The organism is Vagococcus humatus, from assembly GCF_003950325.1.
Lineage (GTDB): Bacteria > Bacillota > Bacilli > Lactobacillales > Vagococcaceae > Vagococcus_C > Vagococcus_C humatus.
This window is the reverse complement of sequence record NZ_PXZH01000001.1, coordinates 424757-439713: the sequence shown is the minus strand read 5'-3', so window position 1 is coordinate 439713 and position 14957 is coordinate 424757. Positions and strand designations below refer to the sequence as shown.

The window sequence follows — 14957 nt, the reverse complement described above, 5'->3', positions numbered from 1 at the left end:
TTTATCCATTTTATTTAAGTTAATTACATTCGATAATATTCACTTTTTACTTAATGTCTGTTTTTTTCCAAGATGGTTGTTTATGGCGATAGATGAAAAGTGCCACCCCTACCATAATGACAGTAGCGGCTACTTGATAAATAATGTAGCCAGTCTGCTGGTTTTCCCCTACAGAAGCAGGTGGAATCAAACTAACACCTATTGTTAAAATAACACTCAAAATTGAAATACCAGACACTAACCACATTAAGCCATTTCCTTTAGAACCTAAGCGAAACGGTCTTTCTATATTCGGCATAGTATAACGTAATTTAATAGCTGAAATAGCAATCAATAAATATACAATGCAATATAAAATAGTAGTCGTAATAGTAATAATTAGGAAAGCTGCACTTACATCAGGAATTACTGCATATAGTAAAGACACAAGAGAAATAACTGTGGCTTGTACTAAAACAATATTGATTGGAATCCCGTTAGCATTTCTTTTTTGAAAGAATGGAGGTAAATTACCTTCATCTGCCACTTTGATCATAGATTTACTTGGCCCAAGTACCCAAGCACTTAATTGAACCAATACCCCAATTAAAATCATGAATGAAATAATATTATTAAAAATAGGTGGAATACCTAAATCTTCTGTCATAATGACAAAAGGTTGAGTAATGTTAGCTAAATTCATTTCCCCTGCTGGAACTGCATCAGCTACTGTTAAACCAGCTATTAAGTTAAAAACTACTAAAACCAAAACGGAAACAATGACCGCAATCGGATAATTCTTTTTAGGATTATCAATGTTATTAGCATGAACAGAAGAAATTTCCACCCCAGCAAAAATAAAAATAATCCCTGTTAATGTAGGTAAACTACCTAAATTTGTTAAATCTGGTAATAATTTTTTAGGTTCAAAACCAGCTAGATAACCTTGTGGATTAATGCCATTTTTTAAAAAATAAGCAATCCCCAAACAAACCAATGCAACAAAGGGAATATACACACCAATAATCGAGCCTAAATTACCGGCTACTTTAACCATGTCAAATTTTAAATTCAACAAAGTAATCCCCCAATAAGAAATTAAAATAACTGCTAAAATAAATAAGTTATTATTTCCAATTTCTGGACGGTTAATAACATAACCGAACAAAACGCCAACAGTTGATGCTACCATCACCATGCCAAAAAACATTTGCACCCAAAGTAACCATGAAGTAACAAATCCCCATTTTTCACCTAAAGCGTGTTTTACCCAAACTTGTGGACCTCCTTCTTCTGGCCATGCTGTAGATAATTCAGCAGACATTAAAGCAATTGGTAAAGCAAATGCACACGCGGCAATTACCATATAGAAAATTTGTGTCCAACCAGTAGACGCTAACGTTGGCACACTACGAACTGTGCCAAAAAAAGCCATTGTAATACCGATTAAACCAGCTAATGACAATTTTTTACTACCTTGACTCATTGTTTTCTCCTCTTCTTCCTCTTACATAGGAAAATCAATTTTCAAAGTTTCACGTTTGTTTCATTCTTTCTCTTCAACTCTATTAAATGAATTGAATAAAAAAATTTAGGCCTAAATGATTGAAACTTTTTTCTGTGAAAGCTACTTGACGACTTACAGTATAGGAGCGGAATCTTTGTTTGTCAAAAACTTTTTTAGTAATTTATTAAAAATTAATTAGAAAAATAAATCTCCGCTTTAACGCTTTTGCGCAGTAAAGCATTGCTTGATTTATGCCATAAAAAAGAATGCAAAGCATTGATAATAAAGCATTTAATAAATGTATATAAATATTAAACATATATAAAACGAAAAAAAGTTTTTTTATCTCCTATCATTATGAACTGTCATTTTTAATTATATTCTCATTATATTTTTTAGCTTTTTTATCCCAAAGCTTGACAATTTTTTAGTGTTGGTCTAGAATACGAGACAAGTTAATAAATAACTTGAAAGAGCGAAGTAGCAAATTATCCCTGTTTAAAAGAGAGCTAATGGTTGGTGGAAATTAGCACACATAATTTGACGAATTACACTCTATAACAGATTCAAGCGGCTAATCTACCGTTACCAGATACGTATAAGTGGTGTAAGATATTTCTTACACAATTTGGGTGGTACCACGGAAATGATCATTTCGTCCCTACAGAGTAATTCTGTAGGGACTTTTTTTATTTAATTTAAATAGACTATTTAATAAAGGAGAGAATAAATATGAGTCACAATATTATTGATGAATTAACTTGGCGAGGCGCGATTAACCAGCAAACAGATGCAGAAGGTTTAAAAGAATATGTAGAAAATAACAAAATTTCTCTATACTGCGGGGTAGATCCAACTGGAGATAGTATGCATATTGGGCATTTAATTCCCTTTATGATGTTAAAACGATTCCAAATGTTTGGTCACCACCCTTACATTTTAATCGGTGGAGCTACTGGTACAATTGGAGATCCTAGTGGTAGAACAAGTGAACGTCAACTACAAACCATGGAACAAGTTCAACACAATGTGGACTGTCTAACGAACCAAATGAAAAAATTATTCTTTGACAAAGATAACGAACAACAATTGACTATGGTCAACAACTACGACTGGACCCACAATTTAAGTCTACTTGATTTTTTACGTGACTACGGTAAAAACTTTAACGTTAATACAATGTTAGCTAAAGACATTGTAGCTAGTCGTTTAGAAGTGGGGATTTCTTTTACTGAATTTGCTTACCAAATTCTACAATCTATGGACTTTTTACACTTGTACCAAAAACATGATGTTCGCCTACAAATTGGTGGGGCTGACCAATGGGGAAATATCACATCTGGCTTAGATTTAATTCGTAAAAAAGAAGGAGCAGAAGCTAAAGCGTTTGGTTTAACTATTCCTCTTATGCTTAAAGCTGACGGAACTAAATTTGGTAAAACAGCTGGTGGGGCAGTTTGGTTAGACCCAGACAAAACGTCTCCATTTGAATTCTACCAATTCTGGGTTAACCAAGATGACCGAGATGTAGTTAAATACTTGAAATTCTTTACCTTCTTAACTCAAGAAGAAATTACTGATTTAGCTAACCAAGTGGAAACAGAACCTCATAAACGAGCAGCTCAAAAAGCGTTAGCTCGTGAAATGACTTTATTCGTTCACGGTGAAGACGCATTAAATGATGCGCTAACTATTACCGACGCTCTATTTTCAGGTGATGTGAAACAATTATCTGCTCACCAAATTGAAGACGGCTTTAAAAATATGCCATCTGCAACAATTGGCAAAGAGTCTATGAACTTAGTAGATTGGTTAATTGCCACTAACATTGAACCATCTAAACGTCAAGCACGGGAAGATATTAATAACGGAGCCATCTCTATTAATGGAGATAAAATTACTGACACAAACTTTGAAGTCACTGCGGAAAATTCTTTTGACGGCAAGTTTATTATTGTTAGAAAAGGGAAGAAAAAATATACCTTAGTTCACTTACAATAAGCTCCTGTCTAAGGATAAAAAAAGCTTACCATCCACCTTTCATGGATGATAAGCTTTTTATTTATTTTACAACTAACATAGACCAAAGACTTTGCCAAATATCACGACTGACTTCTGCTAAAATAACTACTACTGGAACGAGTAGCCACAACCAGTTCCATTCTTTTTTGACTGGTTTTTTCCTTAAAAGAAAACGCAACTGCTCATTTTCATCCTCTAGATCTTCAATCCGTTGATTGAGTAAATCTAGTTCTGAATAGTTTGGTGAATCTGTTTGTTTCACTTGAGCCATGACCGGTCACCTCTCTTCATTTCTCTTCCGTTATTTAGTTACTTTCAGTTTACAACAATTGGCTGAAAAACACTAAATAAAAGACTCCCTTCTACGCATGAAGGAAGTCTTTTACCATTTATTTTTTAGTTGTTACTATCAAAGGCATGTTGTGTAGTTGGATTGTTTTCTAATAAGCAGTTTTTATAAAGTAAATAGTAAGAAGCTGCTGACCAACTAAAGTTTTTCGTACTTAATCCTTTACCAGTTAACGGATTATAATTTTCATGGATTGGGCCATTTCCCATTAAGCCTTCTGCATGATAGAACAGTTTTTCAGTCATAGAAGTTGCTTCTTCTGTGTATCCGTAATTTTGTAGAGCTTCTACTCCGAATAACGCTTGATCTAACCAAACAGGACCTCTCCAATATTTTGACTCAGTAAATTTTTTATTGTCTTTAGAAGCAGTTGGGAATGGTACATAAGTGTTGAATTTTTCAGGATCCATCATATTTTCTTTTACTTTTTCTGCTTGATCCTTGTTTGCTACCTTAGCCCAAAGTGGTAACCAGCCTTCCGTTCCTTTGCCTCGGTTCACTAATAATTTTGTTTTAGACCCATCTTCGTTGATTTGTAAGTCATAGTAAAAACCAGTTTCTGGATCAAACATGTTGTCGTTAATATAGGTTTGAACTGTTTTAGCTTCTTCTGTGTATTTAGTCACATCTTCTGTTTTTCCTAATACTTCAGCCATAGAAGCTAAGAAACCTTTTTCAGCATATAAATAAGCATTCAAGTCCACAGATTCTTGGTTAATAGAGTAACCAATGACTTGGTTATTTTTTCTGTTTTCAAAAATTAGCACACCTGGGTCATCTTCTCCTACACCTTCTTGGTCAAAACGTGTCGCATTATCCATTCCGCTTTCCCAAGCTGCTGCTTCAATAACTGCTTCTTTATTTAATTTAGGTTGACCTTTTTTATTTTTAACTACTTTTCCTTTGTCATTTCTTTCCCAGTTAGCATCACTCACCATGCTACCATACTCAGCAATACCGTTTTGGTCATGGTCACGGTTGGTATACCACCAATTATGATAAGAAACTAGTTTAGGATACATCTCTTTTAAGAAAGCTTCATCTTTCGTTGCTTCATAAATATTCCAGACAGACCAAGCAGCTAAGGCAGGTTTAGAGTTACGTTCATTCCAGTTGCCACCTTCTCCCCCTCGGTCTTTATCTTGGTTATAGAAAATGGCATCAATAATCGCACCATCATCTTGTGGTCTGACTTTGTCTTTTTTAGTAATCTGATAATCAAACAAAGCTCTTACATTATTTTTAGCTAACTCTGGATTAAAGTCTGCCACAGCTATGGCTTCTTTCCATGAATCCCATGCCCACATACCACCAAACCATTTGTAAGACATAGACGGAACTACTCCATCATTTTTAATAGCCCCTGCTGGACTACGCCAGTTAGTTGTCAAAGTTTCAATTGTTTTAACCACAGCAGTTTGATAAGCCACATTTTTCTTAGCAGACTCATGTTTAAATGCACTATCTAGATAACCTTGCCATCTCTTGTTGTTTTCTTTGAAATAGTCTTCATGTTTTTTCACATAAGTATCTAGTTGTTTTTGTTCTTTTTCTAACTCTTTTTTCGTAAAGGTATAACTTTCTGTTGTATGGGTTTTAAATGTTTCCCCTGCTTTAAGTTTCACTGGTTTACTTAATTCAGAAGTATAACTTAATCCTTTTATTTTCGTTTTAACTTTATCAGCATGATGAATTTGATAAGCTGTTTCTTTTGTGGCAAAGTAGCTCCATGTTTCTCTGACTTTATCAAATTTTACGTTAATATCTTGACCAGATGTTTCTAAACTTGTCCCAATATCTAACTTCTCACCATCTTGAATGTGATCAAAAATTCTCCCTTGCCAACTAATGCCTAACTTCAGCTCTTCTTCTGTCTGGTTAGTAATTTCTGTTTGAATTAACGCGGTTCTATCACTTACAAAAATAAGAGATAAGGTTAACATAAACTCTCCCATATCATAAGTTTGAACTAATTTACCTGGATAGGAAGCAGTATCGATATAGCGACTTTGACTTAAATCATAAGTCTCTTTTGTTTTTTCGTTTTTAATCACAATTTTATTAATGGAATCAGATAAATTGACTGGATATTCCTCGGCAAAAATAACAGGCCCAGCAAAGCCACCTAATAACTTTTTAGCATCTTTGGCTGGTTGATAATAACCATGCCAAGCCCCCATATCTGAAAAATTATTAAAATAATTAGTAGAATAAGGCCCGTAAGTTTGTTTAGTTGGTCGAGCAGATAAATCCAATACGTTAGAAAATTCATCTACCTTCGTTCTAATGACCTCGGCTTCTGCTTGTTTCATTCCACCTAGAGCTGCTGTACCTAAAAAGAAACATGCTGCCGTAGTAGTAATCACTTGTTTTGTTTCTAATTTTCTCACTTCTTTTCCCCCATTTTCTTCTAGTTATTGGTCTTGCCATTTAACTAAAAGCAAGACCTGTGCCAATTTTGTGTATTGTAGAGAAATAGCGGTTTCATTTTTTGTGTATTGCTAGTGTGCTGTTTATGTATTGCTTATTTTGTCTGATAAGTTAGTGTATTGTCTAGAGTATAGGTACAAATAACCTAATAACCGTTCATTTATTTAGCATAAAAAAAAACCTTATTCAAGTTGTCTTTCAAACAAGAATAAGGGGTTACTATTATCTCCTTGTATAACTATCCCCTCGTTGACTTTCCAACACATCTGGATTATCTGTCATAACATACATAAAAGGTTGAGGTCCTGGGCCTAAGTTTTCTTGGCCGTATCTAGCCGCAAAATCATCTATATCCCACGCAATCGTTAACATACCTTGAGGTTCTGAGTCAGTTATGCCAGCTATTTTATATTTTTTACCAGACTGAACATGTGTAAAATAAGTCTCATCTAATTTAAAGACAGGCTGATTGTTCTCATCATAATAAGTACCGGCTCTTTGTTGGATGAAATTAGCGGTTATTTGATTATAATCATGACTCACTTGAGGAGCTGCTTCTTTAACTGGCACAACAGGTTCTTCTCCTCGTAAAATACTAGCAAACCCATTTTTTAATGCTTCGTTTTGCGTTTCAGAAAAATAAAGATTGTTTTCAGGATTTCCTTGATTTTGTTGCGTCAAGAAAACATGGGGAGTTTGTCCTTCTAAAACAAAGAAATAGACATGTTGTTTTAGATAAGGTTGACTAGCTGCATCAGAATAAACTGCAACTAACTGATAAGGTTTTTGGCCACACCCTGTACTAGACCATTCTATATCTACAGGTTGTTTATTTTCTGATAACACCATGTGGCTATTATTGTCTAATACAGCATCTGGTAAATATAGTCCATATAAGTCTACATTACGTTTAGGCGCATAGGACTGATAAGTTTGATCCAATGTTTCCCCCCACTTAATCACGAAACTCTCTAAAGCAGCCGCTTTTTCGCTATTCCACAAGTTTTCTCCTTGCTTGTCTTCAGATGAGCAACTACCATCTTGTTTTCTTTCTTGTTTGTTTTGTGCTTGATTATCCTTTTTAGCCTGTGGTTTTGCTTTCTTATTACTATTACTAGGAGCTTTTTTCTTAACTGTGGTTGAATTAATCGTTACCTCATCAGTTAAAGGTTGTTTTTCTTTTGCTTGACAGCCTCCTAAAACCATTAACAACATGATCACACTACATAGCTTCCCTAATTTTTTCACCTTTTCTCCTCTCCTCTTCCCCTTTTTATTTAACTACCTATATTATAACATAACTAGTTAGTCCCATTTCATAAAATAAGAGAGAGGAAAAAGAGTAGTTGAAGTAACTTGTGTCTTAGGTGGCTAAACAAAAAAATATCCTAGCTAGGTTATCACCTAACTAGGATATTTGGCTTAAACAAATCCACCAGTTGTTTCTTCTAAATCAATTGGTTTTTCTCTTGATACAATTAATTCTTGATGCATAAAGGTTTCCATACCTAGACTGCCTAATTCTCTACCATAACCAGAGCGTTTAACTCCGCCAAATGGTAATTCAGCTAAAGTCCCACCGTAACTATTCACATGAACCGAACCTGTTTCAATTTGTTTAGCTAAGGCTTCTCCTTTTTCAACTGAACCAGTAAAGAGTACCCCACTTAAACCGTAAACAGAATCATTGGCTAAATCAATCGCTGCTTGTTCATCTTTCACTTGATAGACTTGACCTACTGGCCCAAAAAATTCTTCATAGTAAGCTGGGTTATCTTGGGTGATATTAGTTAAAATAACTGGACGGAAGAAACTATCTTCCCCTTGATTACTAGCCATATCTCCATAAGCTAAGGTAGCTCCGTTTTCTATCGCTTTTTCTACTTGTTTCACTAGATTTTTTTTCGCTTTATAAGAACTTAAAGGAGCTAACGTAGTGCTATCATCAAAAGGATCCCCTATTTTAACATTAGCAAAAGCTTCTGTTAGCATATCTAAAATTCCTTGATAATTTTTTTCTGTTACGATAAAACGTTTAGATGAGGTACAAACTTGACCAGCATTAAACAGACGAGCGGCTCCAATAATTTTTTGAATTTCATCTAAATTAGCATCATCTAAGACGATAAATGGATCACTTCCGCCAAGTTCAAGAGAGCTGCGTTTTAGATTTTTACCAGCTTCAGCGGCAATTTCACTGCCTGCTCGTTCTGAACCAGTTAAAGCGACTCCTTGTACTCGTGGATCTGCAATAATTTGGTTAACTTGTTCATAGCTTACAAATAAATTAGTACAAGCTCCCTCTTCTACTCCTGCTTTTTTTAGCATCTCTTCAAAGATGACCGCTGATCCTGGTGTGTTACTAGCATGTTTATACACCATCGGATTCCCTAATAAATAGTTAGGAGCAAACACCCGCATTAGTTGATAGATAGGAAAATTCCATGGTTCAACTGCCATAATAATGCCGATTGGTCGAGGAACTAATTGGGCTTTCCCCATACGTGAGTCAAAGGTTTTTGTCCCAGTAAATTCATAGGCATGTTCGGCATAATAATTAGCTATATCCGCTGAAGTTAGCACTTCTCCCTTTGCTTCCACAAAACGTTTTCCCATATCTTTCGTAATAGCTGTAGCAATTTCATCTACATGATCCGTTAATACTTGACTGACTTGTTTTAAAATATCTACACGTTTTAAAATGGTGTCTTTACGCCATTGTTGATATAAATCATGGGCTTTTGCCAATGTTTTTTCGACATCGTCATCTGTATGATTGTCATACACTTTCTCTACTTGATTGGTATAAGGATTGACTATTTGATAAACCATTTTTTTCCACCCTTTCAGCTGATAGACTATTTTTGATAGGAAAGAAGAACTAAGAACTTACTTTTTGTTCCTACTTCACAAAAACCATCCATATAAACAGTTATCAGACTTGATTACTTGATAAAACTATCATAGCACTAAATGACTAAAACAAGGTGTAAAATGTCTCGTCTATCTCCTTTTTTTGTGAAATTTGAAATTTATAAAGAAACTACTCTTCGCTTTCTAGTGTCCAACTCACTTTTCCTTCAAAAGCCCGGCCATATTTAGGAACATCCGTGTCCATGATATAAACAGCATGTGCATTCGGCTTATCTTTAATGTTTAAAATTAATTCAACTATTCCTTGTCCTTTCTTTTCCTTCCATTCGACAATTTGTGTCTTTGGGCGATTTGTCCTCCATATTTGAATATGGCCTTTTGTGTTGTAGTTAACTGTATTAACACTAAAAATATAAAAATACTCATTTGTATCAGTTTCATAACATCCATGATGGGCTGCTCTTACTCTCCAATTGGATGTTTTTCTATCCATCACCTGTAGCACTTGATGTCTAGACTGATAAGCAGTAACTTTATCATGTTTATTAATAAAGGGAAGAGTGTCATTATCGATTTGTCGCATATGCATATAACCTTTACCTACAGGTTTAGGAATAGGATAATAATCAAATACTTTTGATACATTCATTAAATATCTAACCCCTTCTAATTTAATCGTTTCTTTTCGCCCTCCTTTGCCTATTTGATAACTCAATTGACCTTCTTGTTCCTTAGTCAACCGGTACCCATCTTTCCATCTAGCTTCTTCACTATAGATATCTGATAACTGTATCTGTTTTCCAACTTCCCCGTAAATTTTAATCGTAGGTTTAACTCGCTCCCCTAGTACTTCCTTTACTTGCTGGGTACCATTTACCATAAAACGGTCTTGGTAACTATAAATTTCTTTACTGGCTTGATTTTGATTCACGTCTTTAAACTCAAACTGCACATAATTTTTAGAATAAACAACTTCTAGTTTAGTCGTACTGCCAAACTCCAATAAAATATCTTGATTTTTTTCTTCATTTTTCCACTTGATTTCTTTTTCTTTTGGATTTCCTTCTCGGTCTAAATAATGTACCACGACTGTTTCTATAGCATAATCTTGGTTGATCTCACTATTGGCTACAAACCAATCAAATTTTCCTGTGGTATCTGTTAACTTATCTATAGTAGTAGGAGTAGTTTGACCTTTTTCTATATATTCCACCTGAATATCACTGGTTTCATCAGGAAAAATTAAACTATCTGGAATGACCCAAGCATCACAACTTTTAGAAGAGTTCGCTCCAGTAAATCCCCAAAAAGCTTGAGAATCCCCTCCAAATAGTTCCGTTAATTTAGGTGTATCTTTTCCAATCACAATCTCTTTTATAGGCTTCCCTAATGAATCCCAATTGACGATTGGTTTAACGCTAGGCAAATAGTTATAGATTAGTTTACCAGAAACAACTTGGCCATTTTCCAATTGGTTTAAATCAGGTTCCCACTTCACAGTTAAGTTGTCCCACCGATTATTAATTAACGGTACAGAGGATACCCACAAACCTTCATGGGAAAAGCCTTCTAAACTTGTCCAAACCCCTTCTTTTTGTTTAGCCGGAAGATTGTCTAATACCCGCCAAGCCATGTGTCCATAGCTTTTGTTGGAATAATTTGGATAATCAATATCTTTATCAGAAGAAGACAAATTAGGTTCTGTATCTATTTCAATCATTAAACCTTTTTGGATGGACGATTCAATCAATTCACCTGTCTCGTCCACAGCACCCATTGCACCTAAAAATTCTTTTGGTAAGCCTATCACCTCAGCACGATTTCCATTGTCCATTCTAGGATCTCGATGTAAAACAAATGAGAAACCATCGCTTCCTAAATCTCGTCTAGAACCTAAAAAAATCTGGAAAGATAATTCAAATGCTTTTTGAAAATCTAAAGGCTTATAGGAGTGAATAGCTCCTGCCTGATCTTTAGAATCTGTATAATAAATGCCGTAAAAGGCTTTGTCTGGGTTATCAAAAGGCAGACGGTGAATAGCATAGGTACCAATACCTGCACATTTCCCTAAAACAGTTAAAGGTTTTTCTAAATCTTTGTACTGTCCTAGTAATATATCTACTTCTTCATCAGTTAACTCTTCTTGAGTAATGAAACTTGCTTCTAGTCGTTTCAGTTTCATTTGTTCTGCTTCAGGTAAGTTTTCTTTTTTCATATAACCAATTTTATCTAGCATAGCTTCTGTTATCTGACCCGTTACAGGGGAATTACAGGATTGTCAGGGAAGTTCTTCCGCTAAAACAGAATAGCTAAGCAAACTTAACATACCTACTATTAATACACACAACCACTTAATGTAAGACTGATAGCTTTTCATTTTCTTCCTCCTTTCTTAACTAGATAAATATCATAGCCTCCGATTATAGCAATCAAGCCTAAACAACTCCCACAAAGTTTAACTAACAAAGGGGATGTTTTTTTGGAGACTGGCTTAGAAGCAGTCACTTGTTTTGGTCTAGGCTGAGTTAACGTTTTCTCCTTGTTAGATTGAACTTTGACTTGTTCTTTAAATTTCCAGGTGTGATTTTGACTATCAGTCACTTTGACATCTAAGGAATAAACGCCAGACTTCAATGGTTCTTCTGTTTTAATGACGGGAAAATCCGTCTGAGTAAACGGAGCTAATTGAATATCTTCGGTAACTTGTTTAGCCAGTACTTCTGTAGGATTATGTTGATCTATTAATTCAGTTTGGATTGTAACCGGAGACAAAATACTGGCTACTGGGTGTTCTAAAGAGGCTACTACATAGGTGCGGTTTTTTTCTTGTTTAGTTGAAAAGCTAGTAAGATCCACTGTTTCTGATACTTGCTGTTTGTTTTCTCTCACTAAGATGGCGATGGTTCTAGAAAATACATTTTTAATCATCATCTCTTGAGATTTTTTAGTGGTGTCTTTTCCTAAATCCATTTGAGTAAACTGAACGCTACCAACTAAAACCCCTTCATAAGAATTAGCAGGCATTGTTACTTCTAGAAAGAAAGGAAGAGTTTCTCCTTTAGGAATAACGACTTGTTTCGTAGGGATAACCACTGCCTCTTCTAATTTTACTGGGATATTTTTTAACAAACGGTTCTTGGATGTTTGATAGACAATTTTCCCTTGATCGTTAGTAGTTGCTGTAGCTACTGCGGCTTTTATCTTCACAGCCTTATCTGATAAGTTGGTTAAATCTACTTGTAATCGTTGTTTTTGATTAGGCTTCATTTGTAAATCAAAATAAGTCAGATTGGCGTCCACTTGGTTATTTGGCAGTTTAACTTCTGCGTTAAAATCCAAACTACTTCCTTGACATGTTTCCCCTAGTAATAACCAACTAGCTAAACATAGACAAATCCAAACTGACACGTGAAAACATTTTTTTAACATAGGTGAAACCTCTTTTCATTACAAATTAGGCACATCTTCTAAACTCCAATTTAACACCGCACTGTACTTGCCACTGTATAACTTATTTTTTTTCGGAATATATAAACTAACTCCTTGTTTATTTTCAGGGATGTGTTCTTCTAACAACGCAAAGTATTGTTTTACATCTTGAGGAATTGCCTGATTTTGAATTTCTTCAGGTTCTGGTTCTTCTGTGACTTTTCCGTAGTAAATACTCCAAGTGTTATACCCTTCATTTGCATTAGCATACCAAACTAACTGAGGTTGACTAGGTGAGATGTTAATGTCAGAAATAGGATGAGGAGCAGCAGTTTCTAAATTTTCTAAAAAACGGCCGTCTCTTTGGGTCACTTGTTTCATATTGATTACCGTGTCTTTCAACCGCGCACTTTGTCCGGTAATATTTAATTCGTCTTGGCGTTTTAAGTCTAAACGAAACTCATCTTCTTGACTCACAGTCAACCGCCAACCAGCTGGATTGATTGGGTTACCCTCCTCTTTAGATAAACGCTTATCTGTTATTTGAATAAAATGAGGTAATACCCGGTTACTCCCTTCTTGGCTTGTATCTTCATTATCTTCACGTCCTCTATCTCCCACCCTGACCACATCATATTTGGCATAGAACGTATCTGACTCCGACCTAACTGGATGGAGACCAAAATGAAAATTAGAAACATAATCTAAGGCTAATGCAGAGTGGGACATCCCCATGCTCTCTGGATCTTTCGGAACAATATGGACATTTTTAGTAGCAGATGGGGTAGTAGGATCTATCACTGACCGAAAACTAAATCTAAAAATAGTTTCAAGTGTATTTTCCTCTACCCAGTTATCACCCATGACTTGCTTAGGAAAAGCAATCATGCCAACTCCTAATAAAATATAACAAACACCATATAAAAAATAGCTGTTTTTTTTCGCTATCATTTTTAACACTCCCGACTATTAGGAATAATTTTGCAAATTAAATGTACCATAATAAAACAAAGTTAGCACTTATAAGCCTTTATAAAACAACAGTTATTTTATAATTACTCTTTTCTTTTTCCTTTTTTTATTTCTGTCTTTTCTTTGATACGTTATGGATAGTTATTTTTTTAATTTAATATAAAAAAACATCAAGTCAATAAAAATAGCCATTTTTTATCCTCTTTATCTAATATCTTCAGTAAAATTCCAGCAGTTTCAGACTTTCTTACTCGTTTTAAAAGATTATTTAGTCCTTATTTGTTATAATAATAAGGATTAATTCATAGAAAGGAAGAAAACCATGCAAGATACCACGCTTTTATCCATTGCTCTCATGGGAACCTTTGGGGTTTTTTTAATTTTTTTACTGTCTTATTTAAAAGATCGACGCCGACTTAGAATTGGGTTACTCTTTAATTTTTTTCTGATTTGTCTTGGCATTACCTTTATGATTGGCAGTGTTGTCACCAATAGCTTCTGGTTTAAAATTCCCTTTATTTTAAGCTTAGTGCTTTTTGTTCTAGTCGCCATTTTTGGTTTATATGCTCTGATTTTTATTTTGATTAGAAATGGTAGAAAACTCGTTAAACGAGAAGGAAAAAGTTTCCACAACATGCTCTCTCTCTTATTAGCTATAGCGCTCATTGCCTATCCACTCATTTTATGGATTTTCACAACAGGAGCAGAGAAAGGGATGATTCCTGGCTTTTTAGCTACATTTGTTAGAGTAATGAGTTTACTTAGTTTTTATTTTTTATTTAGCGTCTTTAATTTTCTTATGAGTTCATTTTTATACCGCTTTAATCGACCAAAATATATCCAAGATTACATTATTGTGTTAGGTAGTGGCTTAATTGATAATAAAGTGCCACCACTACTTGGCAGTCGGATTGATAAAGCTATTGACTTTTACCACAAACAAATAGAAAAAACAGGGAAAATTCCTAAAATTATTTTTTCTGGTGGACGAGGAGATGATGAAAAAATCCCTGAAAGTGTTGGGATGAAAAACTATGCCCTTGAAAAAGGGATTCCTAGTGAGCATCTTTTAACGGAAGAAAACTCTCGTAACACCTTGCAAAACATGCGCTTTTCAAAAGATATTATGTTTCAAGACTTTGGTAGTCAAGACTTTCATAGTATCTTTACTACCAACGATTTTCATTTGTTTCGAGCAGGTATTTACGCTCGTTTAGCTGAACTAGATAGTCAAGGGATTGGCTCTAAAACTCCTTTTTACTTTTGGCTAAATGCGATGATTAGAGAATACATCGCCCTAATCGTTATGTATAAAAAACAACACACAACAGTTATCTTAATTACTACCTTAATCGCCCTACTCTCTGCTATTGCAGCCTAATAAAAAGCTTGTAA

The 14957-nt window shown here is 34.8% G+C and carries 10 protein-coding genes and 1 other annotated feature; of the genes, 2 read left to right on the top strand and 8 right to left on the bottom strand.

All coding sequences use genetic code 11. The features are described 5' to 3' along the window. Positions 1–46 precede the first annotated feature (46 nt). Complete coding sequence (tyrP, locus tag C7P63_RS02060; protein WP_125942497.1) at positions 47–1465, bottom strand: tyrosine-tyramine antiporter; 1419 nt, start codon at positions 1463–1465, stop codon at positions 47–49. 479 nt (positions 1466–1944) lie between these two features. Next, positions 1945–2152, top strand: a binding site (T-box leader). Positions 2153–2218: 66 nt separating this feature from the next. Between tyrP and tyrS the strand changes: the two genes are divergently transcribed. Further along, entirely contained in the window at positions 2219–3487 is a 1269-nt protein-coding gene (gene tyrS, locus C7P63_RS02055; RefSeq protein ID WP_125942496.1) for a tyrosine--tRNA ligase, read from the top strand. 61 nt (positions 3488–3548) lie between these two features. Here the strand turns inward: tyrS and C7P63_RS02050 are convergent, their stop codons facing one another. The 7 genes from C7P63_RS02050 to C7P63_RS02020 form a co-directional block, all read right to left on the bottom strand. Further along, positions 3549–3779 carry a hypothetical protein gene (locus tag C7P63_RS02050; RefSeq protein ID WP_125942495.1) on the bottom strand — a complete coding sequence of 77 codons (231 nt, stop codon included), beginning with the start codon at positions 3777–3779 and terminating at the stop codon, positions 3549–3551. Positions 3780–3904: 125 nt separating this feature from the next. Next, positions 3905–6247 (bottom strand): alpha-glucosidase, encoded by a 2343-nt coding sequence (ygjK, locus tag C7P63_RS02045; RefSeq protein WP_424580129.1) that lies wholly within the window; start codon positions 6245–6247, stop codon positions 3905–3907. A 262-nt stretch (positions 6248–6509) separates the two neighbouring features. Next, positions 6510–7535, bottom strand: a complete 1026-nt coding sequence (locus tag C7P63_RS02040) for a DUF4767 domain-containing protein (protein ID WP_125942494.1) — start codon at positions 7533–7535, stop codon at positions 6510–6512. Between the two features lie 174 nt (positions 7536–7709). Beyond that, positions 7710–9119, bottom strand: a complete 1410-nt coding sequence (locus C7P63_RS02035) for an NAD-dependent succinate-semialdehyde dehydrogenase (protein ID WP_125942493.1) — start codon at positions 9117–9119, stop codon at positions 7710–7712. A 211-nt stretch (positions 9120–9330) separates the two neighbouring features. After that, positions 9331–11397, bottom strand: a complete 2067-nt coding sequence (locus C7P63_RS02030; RefSeq protein WP_125942492.1) for an L-type lectin family protein — start codon at positions 11395–11397, stop codon at positions 9331–9333. A 137-nt stretch (positions 11398–11534) separates the two neighbouring features. Further along, positions 11535–12590 (bottom strand): DUF916 domain-containing protein, encoded by a 1056-nt coding sequence (locus C7P63_RS02025; RefSeq protein WP_125942491.1) that lies wholly within the window; start codon positions 12588–12590, stop codon positions 11535–11537. Positions 12591–12608: 18 nt separating this feature from the next. Beyond that, positions 12609–13541 carry a WxL domain-containing protein gene (locus C7P63_RS02020; RefSeq protein WP_125942490.1) on the bottom strand — a complete coding sequence of 311 codons (933 nt, stop codon included), beginning with the start codon at positions 13539–13541 and terminating at the stop codon, positions 12609–12611. A gap of 343 nt (positions 13542–13884) precedes the next feature. Here C7P63_RS02020 and C7P63_RS02015 point away from each other — a divergent pair, with 343 nt between their 5' ends. After that, positions 13885–14943: a YdcF family protein gene (locus C7P63_RS02015; protein WP_207852914.1), complete on the top strand. Its 1059-nt coding sequence runs from the start codon at positions 13885–13887 to the stop codon at positions 14941–14943. The last annotated feature ends 14 nt before the right edge of the window (positions 14944–14957 follow it).

Excerpts from the sequence above, each read along its gene's own strand:
- C7P63_RS02020 (WP_125942490.1), bottom strand. The coding sequence starts at position 13,541 with ATGATAGCGAAAAAAAACAGCTATTTTTTATATGGTGTTTGTTATATT.
- C7P63_RS02015 (WP_207852914.1), top strand. The coding sequence starts at position 13,885 with ATGCAAGATACCACGCTTTTATCCATTGCTCTCATGGGAACCTTTGGG.
- C7P63_RS02030 (WP_125942492.1), bottom strand. The coding sequence starts at position 11,397 with ATGCTAGATAAAATTGGTTATATGAAAAAAGAAAACTTACCTGAAGCA.
- C7P63_RS02025 (WP_125942491.1), bottom strand. The coding sequence starts at position 12,590 with ATGTTAAAAAAATGTTTTCACGTGTCAGTTTGGATTTGTCTATGTTTA.
- tyrS (WP_125942496.1), top strand. The coding sequence starts at position 2,219 with ATGAGTCACAATATTATTGATGAATTAACTTGGCGAGGCGCGATTAAC.
- tyrP (WP_125942497.1), bottom strand. The coding sequence starts at position 1,465 with ATGAGTCAAGGTAGTAAAAAATTGTCATTAGCTGGTTTAATCGGTATT.
- C7P63_RS02050 (WP_125942495.1), bottom strand. The coding sequence starts at position 3,779 with ATGGCTCAAGTGAAACAAACAGATTCACCAAACTATTCAGAACTAGAT.
- C7P63_RS02035 (WP_125942493.1), bottom strand. The coding sequence starts at position 9,119 with ATGGTTTATCAAATAGTCAATCCTTATACCAATCAAGTAGAGAAAGTG.